Below are 15,302 nucleotides of genomic sequence, written 5' to 3'. Positions count from 1 at the left end.
GCTCAAGGCCGGGAAGACGAGGCGAAGGTCAGATGCCGACGCGCAAGGTCACACGAAGATCGCGACCTGCCAGGGGCGCGAAGTCCTTGAGGACGCTCGAATGGCGCCGGGCGGTCACGTCCAGCAGGTTGTTGGCGCTGACCAGCAGGGTCGTGCGGTTTTCGGCACCGAACGGCCTCACGCTCGCGGTCAGGTTGACCAAGGTATAGCCGGGCGTCCGGGTCTCGAACTGGGCGACGCGGTTCTGCGCCCAGACGCGCTCGACCTCCGCGCGGGCGGTGAAGCGGTCGCCCTGTGCCTCGATGCCGCCGAGCAGACGCAGCGGCGGGATGCGCGGCACCGGGCCGCCGCCGACCAGCGTCGCATGCACATAGTCGCCGAGCACGTCCGCAACGATCCGGGTGGACCCGAGCGTCAGCAGCCGGCCCGACAGCTCGGCTTCGACTCCGTAGTAACGGGCATCGCCCTGCTGATACTGGAAGCAGGGCAGATCGACCTCGCGGCCCGACGGCGCGGCCGCCGCCTCGCAGACGGATTGATCGACCTGGTTCTCGGAGATGTAGTTTGAGAAGCGGTTGTAATAAGCAGACGCGTCGAAGTCGAACCGCTCCGAATGGGCGTGGACCGTCGCTTCCAGCCCCCAGCTCTTCTCCACCCGGAAGTCGGGATTGCCGAGCTCATAGGATTGCGTCCCGGCATGGGCGCCGTTGGCGAACAGCTCCTCGGCTGATGGCGCGCGCGTCGTGCGCGAGCCGTTCAGGCCGACCCGGAAGGCATCGCTGCCCCAGGAACCACCAAGCGACCCGGAGAACGCCTCGAAGTGTCGGCGGCCGTTGAAGAACCGGGGGTCGTCGAGCGGGTTCTTGGCCTGCAAGTCGGAGAATTCGTAGCGGACGCCGCCTTCCGCCCTGAAGCCGCCGAGGTCGAGCTGCTGAAGCGTGAACAGCCCGGTCTGCTCGGTGGAGTTGCGCGGCAGGAACGCCTCCTCGCCCTCGACGTCGAACTCGCGGCTGAAATACTGCACGCCGGACGCGCCGAGCCACGCGCCACGCTTCGCCTGGATCAGCTCCAGCCGGCCCTCGACGCCCTTGTTGAAGAAGGCGGTGCCGACCGCGCCGTCCGGCTCCAGCTCGAAATGCCGGTATTTGGCATAGCCGCCGCGTGCGCGCACCCGCTCCAGGAAACCGCCGCCGGTCTGAACGTCGGCGCGCAGATCCCAGCGGTCCTGCACCACGTCGAGCCGCGGGGCCTCCTGCTCCTGACCAACCTCGGTCGCGAAGCGAATCGGGATGCCGTAGAGGCTGTCGTAGTGGCTGTAGGCGACGCCGAGCGAACCGGTGTCGGTGATGATTGAGGCTCCGACTCCGGCGGTCCAGGTCTCCGCCGCCGTGTTGGGCAGGCGACCGCGCACGGCGGCGTTGGCGGCGAAGTCGATCGGCTCCTCGCCGTCCTCGACCTCCTGCGGCAGTCCGACTTGGCTGAGTGCTGCGGCGCGCGCGGCGGGCGAGAGCGCGAAGCCACCGATCCGCAGGTCGTCGGCTTTCAGGTACGAGCCGTTGGCGTGGAGGACGAGGTTGCGGCCGATCGCCACGTCGCCCGCCACGGCGCCGGAGCGTTCGTTGGCGGCGGAGCCGTAGTTGGCGATCGCGTCGAACCGGTAGCCGTTGGCCGGCCGGCTCCGCGGGATACGCCGATCGATGACGTTGACCACGCCACCGACGGCGGACGATCCGAACAGCAGCGCCGACGGGCCACGCAGCACCTCGACGCGCTCGGCGAGCAGCGGGTCGATGATGACGGCGTGATCGACGCTGGTGTTGGACACATCGATCGAGCCGATGCCGTCGGTCAGCACCCGGATGCGCTCGCCTTGAAAGCCGCGCAGGATTGGCCGCGAGGCGGACGGGCCAAACGAGGTCGCCGAAACGCCGGCCTGGCGCTGCAGCGTCTCGCCGATCGTGGGCCTCAGTTCGCGCGCGAGTTCCTCGCCGGACAGGACGGAGGTGCCCTGCAGCACGTCGCGCTCGCTGGTCTGCACCGGCGCGGTGACGATCACATCGCGCGGCTGGGCGGAAACGGCGTTGCCGGGCAAGGGGGCCTCGCTGGTCTGCGCCAAGACGGGCGTGGCGAGCAGGGCAGCGGAGGTGAGGAGGAGGAGCTTCATCAGGGATACGACTCGTCTGGCAGGGTTAATGCCCGGCGCCTAGTCGTTGTGTAATATCATATCAAACAGTATCGGCGCGGTTGGGCGCATCGCAGTAACACTTCGGCATCGGATCGAGGGTCTGCCCTTCTCCTTGCCTCTCCTCCGGCGATGGCCGGGGCCCAGGCGCGCAGGTCAATGTGGTTGAGCGACGCAGCCTAGCAAGGGGGTACGCGGCAACTGCACCCGGCCTTCGCGGGGGTGGAGCCGACGATATCGACCGGAGCGATGACGCCTACTCCTCCAGGACCAGGATCGTCAGCACCGCGCCGTCTTCCGCCCACTCCACGTCGCAACCGGCGACGAAGCACCCGGACATCGGCAGGTCGAGTTCAGGCAACTCGGCCAGCCATGACGCCATGCCCGTGCCCCGCACCACCACCCGGTGCCGCGCGCCGACAAAGGTGACGCTCGACCATGGATCGAGCGCCTCGTGCGCCAGCACGATTTCGCAGCAGGCTGCGGCTGCGGACCGGCGGAGCGCGCGTAGTAGGTGACGGGCGGGATCGACGCTCATGACCGCTCGTCGCGCATCGCCGAGCGCACCCGTGCCTCGTTGCGTGCACCCAGCTGACGGCCCCGACGCATGTCGCCGACCAGCCGCGGGTCGTTCACGGCCAGGCGGCCGAACTTGGTGACCGGCATTCCCGTCCGGCGCAGATAACGGTCGACTTCGTACAACAGCGACATGGGCCATCCCCGACTCCGATTGACACTGTTGTTCTAGTTCTGTTCCAAAATCCAACTTGTCTATGGAAAATCGTACGCTACGGTTGCTGCGTGACGGTGATCGATCCTCGCGCTCGGCTGGAGGCGCTCAGCAAGGAGGCGGACGCCAGCCTGGCCGCGCTGTCGCGCATGCTGGGGCGCGGGCCGGCCTATCTGCAGCAATGGGTTCGCTACGGCACGCCACGCCGGCTGGCGGAGCGTGACCGCCGGGTGCTCGCGGATTTCTTCGGTGTCTCGGAAGAAACGCTCGGCGCCGATCGGGCGATGCCCACCGAATGGCGCATTCCGCGGCTGGACGTCGCCGCCTCCGCCGGCCCGGGCGCCGCGGTCGAAGACGAGACGGTACTGGGGCTGGACACTGTGACGGCGGCGTTCGCGCGATCGTTGGGCTTGCGCGAGGGGCAGGCGTCGATCGTGCGCGTGACCGGCGATTCGATGGCACCAGGGCTGCTCGACGGCGACCGGCTGCTGATCGACCAGGCCAGCCGTGCCCCGGACGCGCGGGGCGGCGTCTATGTCCTACGGCTGGACGGCGCGCTGATGGTCAAGCGGGTGCGCGTGAACGGCAAGCGACTGTGCGTGAGCAGCGACAATCCCGACGCAGCGCCGGTGCCGGACGGCCCGACCGCAATCGTCGGCCGCGCGGTCTGGCAGATGCGCAAGCCGGTCTAGCGCCCGGTCAGCTCAGCGGCTGCGCCACCAGATCAGCAGCGCCGCGACGATGCCGAGCGTCAAGCCGATCAGGAAACAGATCGTTGGCTGACCGATGGCGAAGCCGACCGCGGCGCCGCCGAGCGCGCCGAGCGCGAGCGGAGCGCCGCCGGCGGCAGTGGGACGGTGGGCGGGCATGTGCGCCGCCGTGCCATGTCCGGGCCCGCGGCGCCAGCGTCGGCAACGGCGCGAAACAAGGCTGTCGTCCGGTTTACCTTCTCCGTTGGCGAAAATGGCGGATCGTTCGGCTAGGGCCTTGCGAGTGACATCGATCCCCTATCTCGCCGACACCCGCCCGCACGATGACGCGGCACACCTCCTGACCGCCTTCGGTACTACCGCCGGAGCCGAGGCCGCCGCGCGCGCGGAGCAGAGCCGCCGGGTCGGCAATCACCTTCACTTCTGCAGGTGGCGTCAGGTCGGCCGGTTGCTGAGTGCGCTGGATTGCACCAGCGTCACGGGCACCATCCACTAGCCCCTGTCGCGCGCGCGCAAGCGCGGCTAAGCACCTGTAATGGTGTACCGCGTGGGGCGGCCCGCGACGGCGGCCGCTGCGTCCTTGCTTGTCCTCATGACCCAGCCGGCGCTGGCTCAAACCGCGCCCGCGCCCGAAGCGCCGCTCGACCCGGCCGCGCCGCTGGCCGAGCTGCCCGGCATCGGCGTCGACTGGCCGGACCTGTCCGCGGAACCCGCCACCCCCGCCGACGCGCAGACCGACGCGGCCGCCGAGCGCCGCTACGCCTGGCGGCTAGAGGGCGTCGACGGGATCGCGGGCGACGTGCTGCGCCAGCGTTTCGACCAGTTCTCCGCGCTCAACGCGAATGACGGCGACGAGGCGAACGCAGCACAGCTCGACCGGCGCGCGCGGGAGGACGCCGAGCTGCTCACCACCCTGCTGCGTGCCGAAGGCTATTACGACGCGCGCGTGGCGACGCGGATCGAGCCGCCGACGCCCGCGAACGCGCGGCCGCTGGTGGTCCTGGAGGCGACGCCGGGCGCGCTGTATCGCTTCAACGGCGTGACGCTCGCCGGGGTCGAGGCGGCCGGCGACAAGGCGGCGACGCTGCGCGGCGCGTTCGGGATCGGCGTCGACGATCCGGTCAATGCCGATGCGGTCGCGAACGGCGAGGCGGCACTGCGGGCCGCGATCGGGCGCGAGGGCTTTCCCTTCGCGCGCGTGGGCGAGCCGGAGATCGTCGTCGATCGCGCCGCGCGCACCGCGACGCTGGCGCTCTCCGTCGCGCCGGGCGGCGCGCGGCGGTTCGGGCGGATCACGACCAATCCCGATAACGGGGTGTTCGGCGCCGATCACGTCGCCGACATCGCTCGCTTCCGCCCCGGCCAGCCCTATGACGACACCGCCCTGCTCGACCTGCGCCGCGCGTTGATCCAGACCAGCCTCGTTTCCTCGGTCGAGGTCACGCCCGTGCCCGGCGCCACCGCCGACACGGTCGACATCGCGGTCAAGCTGGAGCCCGCGCCGCCGCGCACGATTGCGGGCGAGCTCGGCTACGGCACCGGCGAGGGCGCGCGCGCGGAGCTGAGCTGGACCCACCGCAACCTGTTCCCGCCCGAAGGCGCGCTGACTGTGCGCGGGGTGCTCGGCACCCGCGAGCAGCTCGGCAGCCTCGTCCTGCGCCGCGCCAATTTCCGGGGGCGCGACCGGGTGCTGACCGCGCAGATCGCCGCCGCGCATCTGGAGCGCGACGCCTTTAAGGCGGACACGCTGTCGATCGGCGCGTCGCTCGAGCGGCAGACCAATATCTTCTTCCAGAAGACCTGGACCTGGTCGCTGGGCGCCGAACTGCTGGCGTCCGACGAACGTGACGTCGTGGTGTCGACCGGCGCAGGCCGGCGGCGGACGTTCCTGATCGGGGCGCTGCCGACCAGCCTCACCTATGACGGCTCCGACGACCTGCTCAATCCGCAGCGCGGCTTTCGGCTGGGCGGGCGGCTCAGCCCCGAGCTGTCGCTGCAGGGCTCGGCGTTCGGCTATACCCGCGCGCAGATCGACGCCAGCGTGTACCAGCCGTTCGGCAGTACGGTGCTGGCGGCACGGACGCGGGTCGGCTCGATCCTGGGCGCACCGCGCGATCAGGTGGCGCCCTCGCGACGCTACTATGCCGGAGGCGGCGCGTCGGTGCGCGGCTATGGCTATCAGGACATCGGACCGCGCGACGTGAACGGCGATCCGATCGGCGGCCGCAGTCTGGTCGAGTTCTCGATCGAGGCGCGGGTCAAGACCTTCGGCGCGTTCGGCGTGGTGCCGTTCCTGGACGCCGGCAACATCGCCACCGGCGTACTGCCGAAGCTGTCGGGGCTGCGTTATGGCGCTGGGGTCGGGGTGCGCTATTATTCCAGCTTCGGCCCGATCCGCGTCGACATCGGCACGCCCATCAACCCGCAGCCCGGCGTCGCGCGCGTGGCGGTCTATGTCTCGCTGGGACAGGCGTTTTGAGGCGAGCGTTACGGTGGCTGCTGGGCGGACTGCTGGCGCTGGTGCTGTTGATCGCCGCCGCGCTGGTCGGGGTGGACACCGGGCCGGGCCATCGCTGGCTCGCCGATCGCATCGCGCAGTTGGAGACGAACAGTGGGCTGCGGATCACGATCGGGCGGATCGACGGCTCGATCTATGGTGACGCGACGCTCACCGATGTGCGCGTGTACGACCTGGGCGGGCTGGTCTTCCATACGCCTAGGGCACGGCTCGACTGGTCGCCCTTTGCGTGGGCGAGTAACCGACTTGATCTGCGCGTGCTGGAGATCGGCGAGGCGACACTGCTGCGAGCGCCGCGCACCCGCCCGCCGGCCAAGCCCGGCCCGATCCTGCCGGGCTTCGACGTCCGCATCGGGCGCCTGAGCGTCGGGCGACTGGTGCTGGCGAAGCCGGTGCTCGGCACCGAGCGGGTCGCGCGGGTGGAGGGTCGCGCCGACATCCGCAGCGGGCGTGCGCTGGTCGATCTCGCCGCCGTCGTGGCGGGCAGCGACCGGCTGCGGGTCAAGCTGGATGCGGAGCCCGACCGCAACAGCTTCGACATCGACGTCGCCGCACGCGGCGCCGCGGACGGCGCGCTGGCGAAGCTGACCGGCTTCGGGCGACCGGTGGCGCTCGACATTCGCGGTGACGGGGGTTGGACCAAATGGGCCGGCACCGCTACGGGCCGGCTCGGCGGGCGGCCGGTGATCGACCTGGCGCTCGCCGCGACCTCGGGACGCTATCGGCTCACCGGGCAGGTCGCGCCGACCACGCTGCTGCGCGGCAAGCTCCAGCGGCTGACCGCCCCGCGCATCCTGGTCGATGGCGAAGCGGGACTGGCGAACCGCAGGCTCGACGGCACGCTGAAGCTGCGCACGCCATCGATCGCGCTCGATGCGGTAGGTGCGCTCGACCTCGCCACGTCGGCCTATCGCAACGTCCGGGTGCGTGCGAGCCTGCTGCAACCGCCGGCGCTGTTCGGCAACATGACCGCGCGCAACCTGCGGGGGCGGATGGTGCTCGACGGCGCATTTGCGACCGCGCGGTTCGATTACCGATTGGAGGCAGAGCGGTTCGCCTTCGACAAGACGGGATTCGAGAACGCCTTCGCCAGCGGCAGGGGGCGGCTGTCGCGCGCGCCGGTGACGGTGCCGGTCCGCTTCAATGCCGCGCGGGTGACCGGCGTCGGCGACGTCGCGGGCGGCATCCTGCGCAACCTGAACGTGGACGGTGCGCTGAAGGTCACCGCGGCGCAGGCGATCGGCAACGGCTTGCGCTTCAGTTCGGACAAGCTGAGCGGGACGTTGAACCTGGAGGTCGACCTGCGCACCGGCCGCTATCAGGTCGATCTCAACGGCGGTCTCAACCGCTATCTCATCCCCCGCCTCGGCATCGTCGACGTGCGCTCCACCTTGCGCATCGTGCCCAACCCGGCGGGACGAGGCACGCGCGTCATCGGGCGCGGCACCGCGCAGGTGCTGCGGCTCGACAACGCCTTCTTCCGCACCCTCGCCGGGGGCCTGCCGCGGATCGAGACGGCGCTGGAGCGGACGCCGGACGGTATTCTCCACTTCCGCAACCTGGTGCTGACCGCGCCCGCGCTGCGTCTGACCGGCGACGGCTATCGGCGCCGCGACGGGACGTTCCACTTCGAGGGCGGCGGCACGCAGCGGAGTTATGGCCCGCTGACGCTGGTACTCGACGGCCGCATCGAGCGGCCGACACTCGACCTTCGCTTCGCGCGGCCGAATGCGGCGCTGGGCTTGAGCGACGTGCGGGCGCATCTCGATCCGATGCCCGAGGGCTTCGCCTTTCGCGCGGCCGGCGGCTCGCGGCTAGGGCCGTTCACCGCCGGTGGCGCGATCCTGCTGCCGCGTGGCGGGCAGGCGGCGGTCAACATTGCCGCGCTCAACGTCAGCGGCACCCGCGCCTCGGGCATGCTCGCGATCGTGCCGGGCGGCTTCGACGGGCGGCTGCAGGTCGCCGGCGGCGGGCTTGCCGGGATGGTGCAGCTGCAGCCGGTGGGCGCGTTGCAGCAGGTGCAGCTGCGCCTCGACGCGACCGATGCGCGGCTCGGGGAGGCCGCGACGCTCAGACGCGGGCGGCTGGAGCTGACCGCCCTGCTCGACCCCGCCGGCACCCGGCTGGAGGCGACCGCGACCGGCTCCGGCCTGGCGCGGGGGGCACTGCGGCTCGCGCGTTTCTCCGGCAATGCGCGGCTGGTCAGCGGTGTCGGCGAGGTGCGCGCGGCGGTCGCGGGCACGCGCGGGCGCGCGTTCGTCATACAGTCGGTGACGCAGGTCGGCCCCGATCGCTACGCGGTCTCCGCGCAAGGCACGCTCGACCGCCGGCCGCTGCGTCTGCTCGAACCGGCGGTGTTCGCGCGGGAGGGTGACGGCTGGCGGCTGTCGCCGACGCGGCTGAGCTTCGCCGGCGGCGAGGCGCGGGTCGGCGGGCGCTTCACCGGCCAGCGCTCCGCGATCGACGCCGGCCTGACGCGGATGCCGCTCGCGATCCTCGACATCGGCTATCCCGGGCTTGGGCTGGGAGGCACGGCGTCGGGCACGCTCAGCTATCTGACCGCGACCGGCGCCGCGCCGACCGGGCGGCTCGACATGACCGTGCGCGGGCTGTCCCGCTCGGGGCTGGTGCTGACCTCGCAACCGGTCGATCTCGGCATCGCCGGCGTACTCTCGGCCGACCGGCTGGGCATGCGCGCGGTGATCGCGTCCGGGGGCAAGACGATCGGGCGAGCGCAGGGGCTGCTGACGCCGCTCGCCGGTGGCGATCTCGTCACCCGGCTACGCCAGGCGCCGATGCGTGCGCAGTTGCGCTATTCCGGGCCCGCGGACACGCTGTGGCGGCTGACGGGGGTGGAGCTGTTCGACCTGTCCGGGCCGGTCGCGATCGGCGCGGACCTGAACGGCACCCTTGCCGCACCCGTCATCCGCGGCGCGGTGCGGGCGCAGAACGCGCGGATCGAAAGCGCCACCAGCGGCACCGTGCTCACCGGCGTCGAGGCGACCGGCCGTTTTGGCGGCTCGCGGCTGGTGATCGACCGCTTTGCGGCACAAGCGGGGCGCGGCGGTAGCGTGTCGGGCGCGGGCGAGTTCGACTTCGCGCCTCGCAGCGGCGTCGGCATCGGCATCGACCTTCGCGTCGATGCCAGGAACGCGGTGATGATCAACCGCGACGATATCGGCGCGACCGTCACCGGCCCGCTCACCTTCCGCTCGGACGGGCGCGGGGGCACGATCGGCGGTGAGGTGGTACTCGACCGCGCGCGCTATCGCCTCGGCCAGGCGACGGCCGCGACCGCCGTGCCGCGCCTGCGCGTCCGCGAGATCAACCTGCCCGACGGCGGCGAGGAAGATCTGGCGCCACGCGTGCCCTGGCGGCTGGCCTTGCGGGCGCGCGCGGCCACTGGCGTCATGGTCAGCGGGCTTGGCCTGTCGAGCGAATGGGCCGCCGACCTGGAGATCGGCGGCGAGCCGCGCAACCCGGCGATCACCGGCCGCGCGACGCTGGTCCGGGGCGACTATGAATTCGCCGGCCGTGATTTCGAGTTGGAACGCGGCATCATCCGCTTCACCGGCGACGTGCCCGCTAACCCGGCGCTCGACATCCAGGCCAATGCCGACGGCAACGGCATCAGTGCCGCGATCCGCGTCACCGGCAACGCGCTGAAGCCGGAGATCGGCTTCAGCAGCATCCCCGCGCTGCCCGAGGACGAGCTGTTGTCGCGCCTGCTGTTCGGCACCTCGATCACCAACCTGTCGGCGCCCGAGGCGTTGCAGCTCGCCGCAGCGGTCGCCGCGCTGCAGAATGGCGGCGAGGGCTTGAACCCGATCAACGCTGTCCGGCGGGCGGCGGGGCTGGACCGGCTGCGCATCCTGCCCGCCGATCCGCAGACCGGGCAGGGGACGTCGATCGCGGCCGGCAAATACATCACGCGCCGCCTGTACGCGGAGATCGTCACCGACGGTCAGGGCTATTCCGCAACCCGAGTCGAGTTCCAGGTCACCCGCTGGCTGTCGCTGCTGTCGAGCATCTCGACCCTAGGGCGGCAGAGCGCCAACGTCCGGGTGTCACGGGATTATTGACCGGGCGCGGGCCAGATTTCCAGCTTGAGGTCGGGCACGTCGCGGAAGTCGGCACCGTTCATCGTAATGATAGTAAGGTCGTGAACGAGCGCGGTGGCTGCGATCAATCGATCGATGACGCGACGGCGGGAGAACCCGATCGCACCGATGATCTCTCGATAGGCACCGACGACCTCTGCATCGAAACCGATAATCCTCAATTCTAGCGCCAACGCATCAAGGCTGGTCCTTCTACGGGCCTGTTCATCCTCCGCTCCCGTGACACCACCTTCTAGCTCGACCAAGGTCAAGAGCGAAACGTAAGGCACCGAACCGCCCGCGAGCAGGCGGTCTAGCGTGCCCGGCTCCCGATCGCGCAGATGGATAGCGACGCTCGTGTCGAGCAGGTATGTCAATCGTACAGGCCGGGTCGATCCGGGAACTCGATGGGTTCACGCGGTCCGCTTGGATCAGGTGGTCCAATCGCCCGCAGCCGTTCTACCATCCGATGCAGGCGTCGCTTCTCCTCGACGGGATCGAGCAACGGCTTCACATGAATGTTGCGGCCGACCTTCTCCAATCGGACCGCCACGTCGGCCTCAAAACCGAGTTCTCGAGGCAGACGCACGGCTACGCTGTTTCCGCTCTTGAACGTTCGCGTATCGATGTGAATGCCCATCGCCGTGACCTCCGTGCCCCCCCCCCGTATATACGCGTGAGCACGGAGGCGTGCAACGTCAGGCCGGCTCGCCCACGATCGTCTTCAGCTCGCAGAAATCGGCGAGGCCGTACTTCCCGCCCTCGCGGCCGTTGCCCGACTGCTTGTAGCCGCCGAACGGGGTACCGCCGCCGCCCGACCAGCTGTTGATCGACACCAGTCCCGCGCGCAGCTTGGGCGCGACCTTCGCCGCCTCGGCGGGATCGCCGGAGATGGTGGCCGACAGGCCATAGTCGGTGTCGTTGGCGAGCCGCACCGCCTCGTCCGCGCCGTCGTAGCGGGTGATCGTCGCCACCGGGCCGAACGTCTCCTCGCGCCAGATCCGCATCTGTGGCGTCACGTCGCCCAACACGGTCGGCTTGATGTAGTAACCGGCATTGCGGCCCTCCGGGCGGCCGGGGCCGCCGGTGACGAGCGTCGCGCCCTGGTCGATCGCCGACTGGATCAGCTCCTGGATCTTGTCGAACTGCGCTTTGTTGACGACCGGGCCGATATGCGCGCCCATCTCGGAGGGGTCCCCGACGGGTGCGGCTTCCATGATCTGCTTGACCACCGCAGTCGCCTGATCGAGCTGGCTGGCATGGACCAGCAGGCGGGTGGGGGCGATGCAGCTCTGGCCCGAATTGGCGAGCACGCCCTGCACCGTCGGCGGCAGTACCTGCGCCAGGTCCGCACCTTCCAGCACCAGATTCGGTGCCTTGCCGCCCAGCTCCTGATGGACGCGCTTGACGGTCGGCGCGGCGGCCTGCGCCACCGCGACGCCCGCGCGGGTCGAGCCGGTGAAGCTGACCATGTCGACATCCTTGTGTGCCGACAGCGCCGCGCCGACGGTGGGCCCGTCGCCGTTGACGAGGTTGAACACGCCCGCGGGGACGCCCGCCTTGTCCATGATCTCCGCCAGGATCACCGCGCAGGAGGGACATTCCTCCGACGGTTTTAGGATCATCGTGTTGCCGGCCGCAATCGCCGGAGCGACCTTGGCGCAAATCTGGTTGAGCGGCCAGTTCCAGGGCGTGATCATCGCCACGACGCCGATCGGCTCGTGCACGACGCGCGCCTTGCCGACGCGTTCCTCCCACTGGAACTCGCCCAGCGCCTTCAGCGTGGTCATGAAATAGCCCAGCCCCGCAGGCACCTGTGCCGCCTGCGCGAAGCCGATCGGCGCGCCCATCTCCTCGCTGACCGCCTTGGCAAGGTCGGGGATGCGCGCCTTGTACTCCTCGATGATGCGGCCGAGCAGCGCGGCGCGCTCGGCGACCGTCGTCTGCGAGAAGCTCTCAAATGCAGCGCGCGCCGCTGCGACGGCCTTGTCGACATCGGCGGCGCTGCCGAAGGTGATCTCGGTCACCGGCTGCTCGGTCGCGGGATTGATGACCTGGTATGTCCGGCCGCCGTCGCTTTCGACCCACTGGCCAGCGATATAGTGCTTGAGGTAGCTGTTCATGCTCGCTCTCCAACCTTGTTTGGGAGCGCCATGCGTTGCACACCGAAGCGTTGCAACCGGAAACGGAGTATGCCGATGGAGCACGTCGCACGCATCGACCGGACCGGCGGGCCGGAGGTGATCGGCTGGGACGAGGTGGACCTGTCGCCGCCCGGCCCAGGCGACGTACGGTTGCGGCACGGCGCCGTCGGGCTGAACTTCATCGACACCTATCATCGGGGCGGGCTGTATCCGCTCAAGCTGCCGAGCGGGCTGGGGATCGAGGCGGCGGGCACGATCGAGGCGGTGGGTGAGGGCGTGGCGGACTGGCGCCTGGGCGATCGCGCGGGCGTGTTTAGCGGGGCGCTTGGCGCCTATGCCACCGCGCGCAACGTCGCGGCGGAGCAGCTGGTGCGCCTGCCGGAGGCGGTGGACGATCGCACGGCGGCGGCGTTCATGCTCAAGGGCGCGACGGCGGCGTTCCTCGTCGAGCAGTGCGCGCGCGTCCGGCCTGGGCAGACGGTGCTGGTGACGGCCGCGGCCGGCGGGGTCGGGCATCTGCTGGTCGGCTGGCTTAAGGCAGCGGGCGCGACCGTGATCGGCACGGTCAGCACCGAGGCCAAGGCGCTGCGCGTACAGGCGGCGGGGGCCGACCATGTGCTGCTGAGCGGCGAGGACATCGCGGCGCGGGTGCGCGAGATCACCGGCGGCGCGGGTGTGCCCGTCGTGCTCGACGGTGTCGGCCAGGCGACCTGGCCGGCGGCGCTGGCGAGTGCCTCGCGGCGGGGACTGATCGTCAGCTATGGCAATGCCAGCGGGCCGGTGGCGGGCGTCAACCTCGGTATCCTGGCCCGCCACGGGTCGCTGTTCGTCACCCGCCCGACGCTGTTCGACTATGCGGTGACGCCGGCGGAGCGGCAGGCGCTGGCCGACCGCGTGTTCGCGATGCTGGCGCACGGCGCGATCCGGCCGGAGATCGGCCAGACCTTTGCTTTGAAGGAGGCGGCGGAGGCGCATCGTGCGCTGGAGAAGGGCGGTACGCAGGGGAGTACGGTGCTGCTGCCGTAGCTTCAAGTCCAGTAGAGGATGCGCGCGGTCGACAGCGCCTTTACGATCTCCGCCTCTAAAAAGCGGCGCAGCGTCCGCATCATGTCGGCGTCATAGACGTGCTTGACGCCGCCAAACTTGGTGCGCTTTTCTGTCCGTGCGGCGGGGTCCATCTCCAACGCGGAGCCCGGATACCAGCTGTCGAGCACCGCCTTCGATCCCGGCGTGAAGCGGTGGGTGATGAGCTCGACAGTCAGGTCCAGTCCCGGCACGTCGTTGAGCGCGCTGCCGGCGTCGACGATCAGCTGCCCGTACGCGTCCTCCCAACCCTCGGCGGCAATGATCGGCGCTATCGTCAGCCCGACCGGGTACCCCGCCTGTGCCATGCGACGCAGCGCCGCCAGCCGCCGCGCCACCGGGCTGGTACCCCCCTCGAACCGAGCAAAGCGTGGCGGATTGACCGAGGCGCGCATCCGGGTGCGGCCGCCGTGCGGAAGCGCCAGCAACGGCTCGACGGCGTCGAACTTGCTGGTGAAGCGAAGCTGCGCGTCCGCGTTCCAAGCGCCCATGAAGCCGATCAGCGCCGCAAGGCTGCCGGTCAGATGCTCGATCCCGAGCGGGTCGGTGTAGCAGCTCGCCTCGAAGGTCGTGCCCTCGTGTGCGCGCGTACGCGACCGCGAGGTGACCTTACCGAGACCCAGATGCTTCGGCAGCTCCTCAACAATCTCGGGCAAGTTGGCGTAAACGCGCGTGATCGGCGGTCCCTTCAGGCTGCCGGCGAGGTAGCAATAGCTGCAATGCGCCGGGCACCCCTCCGCCAGATCGACGCGCCAGTCGGCGGACGGGGCGATCGGCTGCAGGCGGCGCTTGGACGGCGGGGCGACCACTAGCGCCAGTGTCCGCTTCGCTTCGGCATAGGCGCGGCGGGGGTCGTCGGAGACGGCGAGGTTGAGGCGGTCGGTGGGAAGTTCGACCACGTCCACCCCGAGCGCGCCGGCCCGGTCCGCCATGGCCCGGCCGTGGTCCCAGGTCAGCGCGGACTTGGTGGCCAGCAGACGTTTGGGGAGCCAGAGGCGGGACGGGGAGAGCGGAGCGGCGGTTGGCATGCCATGTCAACGCGGAGAAGGTCTCGGCGATGCCAGCAGCATCCACCCCGGCAACGGCCGCGGTCCAGTTTCGGGCCGCGGCGTAACTTAGGTACTCGCGCCCTTACCGGCTGGGTGGTGCCTGGCCCCCGGCCTTCGCCGGGGTGGATGCGGCAGCCGGAGTGATCGCGGCGGCCGGCACCGGCGACGCCGTCATCGCCACCCGCCGTACGCTCGTCACCACCACCGGCTGCGCGATCTGCTCGCCCTTGAAGTGCCCACCGGTCGCCACGGGGGCGTCGAGGATGCGCTTCACCACCTCCATGCCCTCCACCACGCGCCCGAACGCCGCATAGCCGAGGTTGTCGCCAGGCCGCTTCGGATCGGCGTCGAGCGAAGGCCGCTGGTCGCCAACGCTGATCGTGAAGTCGCCCGCCCCTGTGCCCGGCGCCAGCCGCGCCAGCGAGATCGCGCCGTCAACATGCTGCACACCGGTTTGCGTGGTCGGCTCGTGCTTGATCGGCGGCAGCACGCGCTTGGGCGCGTTCTGCACCCCAAACTGGATGAAGCCGAAGTCGGGCTGTACCTTTACCGTGCGGTAGAAGGTGATACCGTCCAGTCGCTTGCCGTCGACATAGCGCAGGAAGTTGGAAGTGGTGATCGGCGCGCGCTCCTTTTCCAGCTCCAGCACGATGCGGCCGAGCGTCGTGGTCAGCGCGACGCGGACGGTCGCGGGCTTAGGCGCGGGGGCAACCGTGGTAGTGGGAGCAGGGGCGGGCATGGTCGGAAAGACCTGCGCGAGGGCGACGAGGGCGAGTCGAATCATCG

14 protein-coding genes are annotated in these 15,302 nt (G+C 70.2%); 5 read left to right on the top strand and 9 right to left on the bottom strand.

All coding sequences use genetic code 11. The features are described from left to right. Positions 1–28: 28 nt before the first annotated feature. The 3 genes from VFQ64_RS03545 to VFQ64_RS03535 form a co-directional block, all read right to left on the bottom strand. Complete coding sequence (locus VFQ64_RS03545; protein WP_325101918.1) at positions 29–2,164, bottom strand: TonB-dependent receptor; 2,136 nt, start codon at positions 2,162–2,164, stop codon at positions 29–31. Positions 2,165–2,438: 274 nt separating this feature from the next. Beyond that, entirely contained in the window at positions 2,439–2,720 is a 282-nt protein-coding gene (locus VFQ64_RS03540; RefSeq protein WP_325101917.1) for a hypothetical protein, read from the bottom strand. Further along, positions 2,717–2,893, bottom strand: coding sequence for a hypothetical protein (locus tag VFQ64_RS03535; RefSeq protein ID WP_325101916.1), 177 nt, complete (start codon positions 2,891–2,893; stop codon positions 2,717–2,719). The genes VFQ64_RS03540 and VFQ64_RS03535 overlap by 4 nt, the downstream gene beginning before the upstream one ends. Positions 2,894–2,983: 90 nt before the next feature. Here VFQ64_RS03535 and VFQ64_RS03530 point away from each other — a divergent pair, with 90 nt between their 5' ends. After that, on the top strand, positions 2,984–3,604 hold the full coding sequence (locus tag VFQ64_RS03530) for a S24 family peptidase (protein ID WP_325101915.1): 621 nt from the start codon (positions 2,984–2,986) through the stop codon (positions 3,602–3,604). Positions 3,605–3,616: 12 nt separating this feature from the next. Here the strand turns inward: VFQ64_RS03530 and VFQ64_RS03525 are convergent, their stop codons facing one another. Further along, the gene (locus VFQ64_RS03525) at positions 3,617–3,781 is read right to left on the bottom strand and encodes a hypothetical protein (protein WP_325101914.1); all 165 of its coding nucleotides are present in this window, start codon (positions 3,779–3,781) and stop codon (positions 3,617–3,619) included. A 124-nt stretch (positions 3,782–3,905) separates the two neighbouring features. Here VFQ64_RS03525 and VFQ64_RS03520 point away from each other — a divergent pair, with 124 nt between their 5' ends. From VFQ64_RS03520 to VFQ64_RS03510, 3 genes are read left to right on the top strand one after another with little or no spacing between them, the layout of a single operon-like run. Beyond that, entirely contained in the window at positions 3,906–4,118 is a 213-nt protein-coding gene (locus VFQ64_RS03520) for a hypothetical protein (RefSeq protein WP_414712858.1), read from the top strand. 39 nt (positions 4,119–4,157) lie between these two features. Next, positions 4,158–6,101, top strand: coding sequence for an autotransporter assembly complex protein TamA (locus VFQ64_RS03515; RefSeq protein ID WP_414712857.1), 1,944 nt, complete (start codon positions 4,158–4,160; stop codon positions 6,099–6,101). Further along, on the top strand, positions 6,098–10,222 hold the full coding sequence (locus VFQ64_RS03510; protein WP_325101912.1) for a translocation/assembly module TamB domain-containing protein: 4,125 nt from the start codon (positions 6,098–6,100) through the stop codon (positions 10,220–10,222). Before VFQ64_RS03515 ends, VFQ64_RS03510 begins: the two co-directional genes overlap by 4 nt. On the opposite strand, the gene VFQ64_RS03505 is transcribed toward VFQ64_RS03510, so the two are convergent. From VFQ64_RS03505 to VFQ64_RS03495, 3 genes are read right to left on the bottom strand one after another with little or no spacing between them, the layout of a single operon-like run. Further along, positions 10,216–10,617: a PIN domain-containing protein gene (locus VFQ64_RS03505; RefSeq protein ID WP_325101911.1), complete on the bottom strand. Its 402-nt coding sequence runs from the start codon at positions 10,615–10,617 to the stop codon at positions 10,216–10,218. The two genes, VFQ64_RS03510 and VFQ64_RS03505, sit on opposite strands and share 7 nt — an antisense overlap. Continuing rightward, a complete protein-coding gene (locus VFQ64_RS03500; protein ID WP_325101910.1) occupies positions 10,614–10,880 on the bottom strand; it encodes an AbrB/MazE/SpoVT family DNA-binding domain-containing protein in 267 nt (88 codons plus the stop codon). Before VFQ64_RS03500 ends, VFQ64_RS03505 begins: the two co-directional genes overlap by 4 nt. A gap of 58 nt (positions 10,881–10,938) precedes the next feature. Further along, on the bottom strand, positions 10,939–12,363 hold the full coding sequence (locus VFQ64_RS03495; protein ID WP_325101909.1) for an aldehyde dehydrogenase family protein: 1,425 nt from the start codon (positions 12,361–12,363) through the stop codon (positions 10,939–10,941). Between the two features lie 75 nt (positions 12,364–12,438). Between VFQ64_RS03495 and VFQ64_RS03490 the strand changes: the two genes are divergently transcribed. Next, on the top strand, positions 12,439–13,410 hold the full coding sequence (locus VFQ64_RS03490; RefSeq protein WP_325101908.1) for a quinone oxidoreductase: 972 nt from the start codon (positions 12,439–12,441) through the stop codon (positions 13,408–13,410). A gap of 2 nt (positions 13,411–13,412) precedes the next feature. On the opposite strand, the gene VFQ64_RS03485 is transcribed toward VFQ64_RS03490, so the two are convergent. Both VFQ64_RS03485 and VFQ64_RS03480 read right to left on the bottom strand, forming a co-directional pair. Further along, on the bottom strand, positions 13,413–14,495 hold the full coding sequence (locus VFQ64_RS03485; RefSeq protein WP_325101907.1) for an SPL family radical SAM protein: 1,083 nt from the start codon (positions 14,493–14,495) through the stop codon (positions 13,413–13,415). A 103-nt stretch (positions 14,496–14,598) separates the two neighbouring features. Continuing rightward, positions 14,599–15,300 carry a peptidylprolyl isomerase gene (locus tag VFQ64_RS03480; protein WP_325101906.1) on the bottom strand — a complete coding sequence of 234 codons (702 nt, stop codon included), beginning with the start codon at positions 15,298–15,300 and terminating at the stop codon, positions 14,599–14,601. Between the last annotated feature and the right edge of the window lie 2 nt (positions 15,301–15,302).

The organism is Sphingomonas sp. (genome assembly GCF_035714405.1).
GTDB lineage: Bacteria > Pseudomonadota > Alphaproteobacteria > Sphingomonadales > Sphingomonadaceae > Sphingomonas.
The sequence above is the reverse complement of the archived record's forward strand: the minus strand, read 5'-3'. Positions and strand labels throughout refer to the sequence as shown.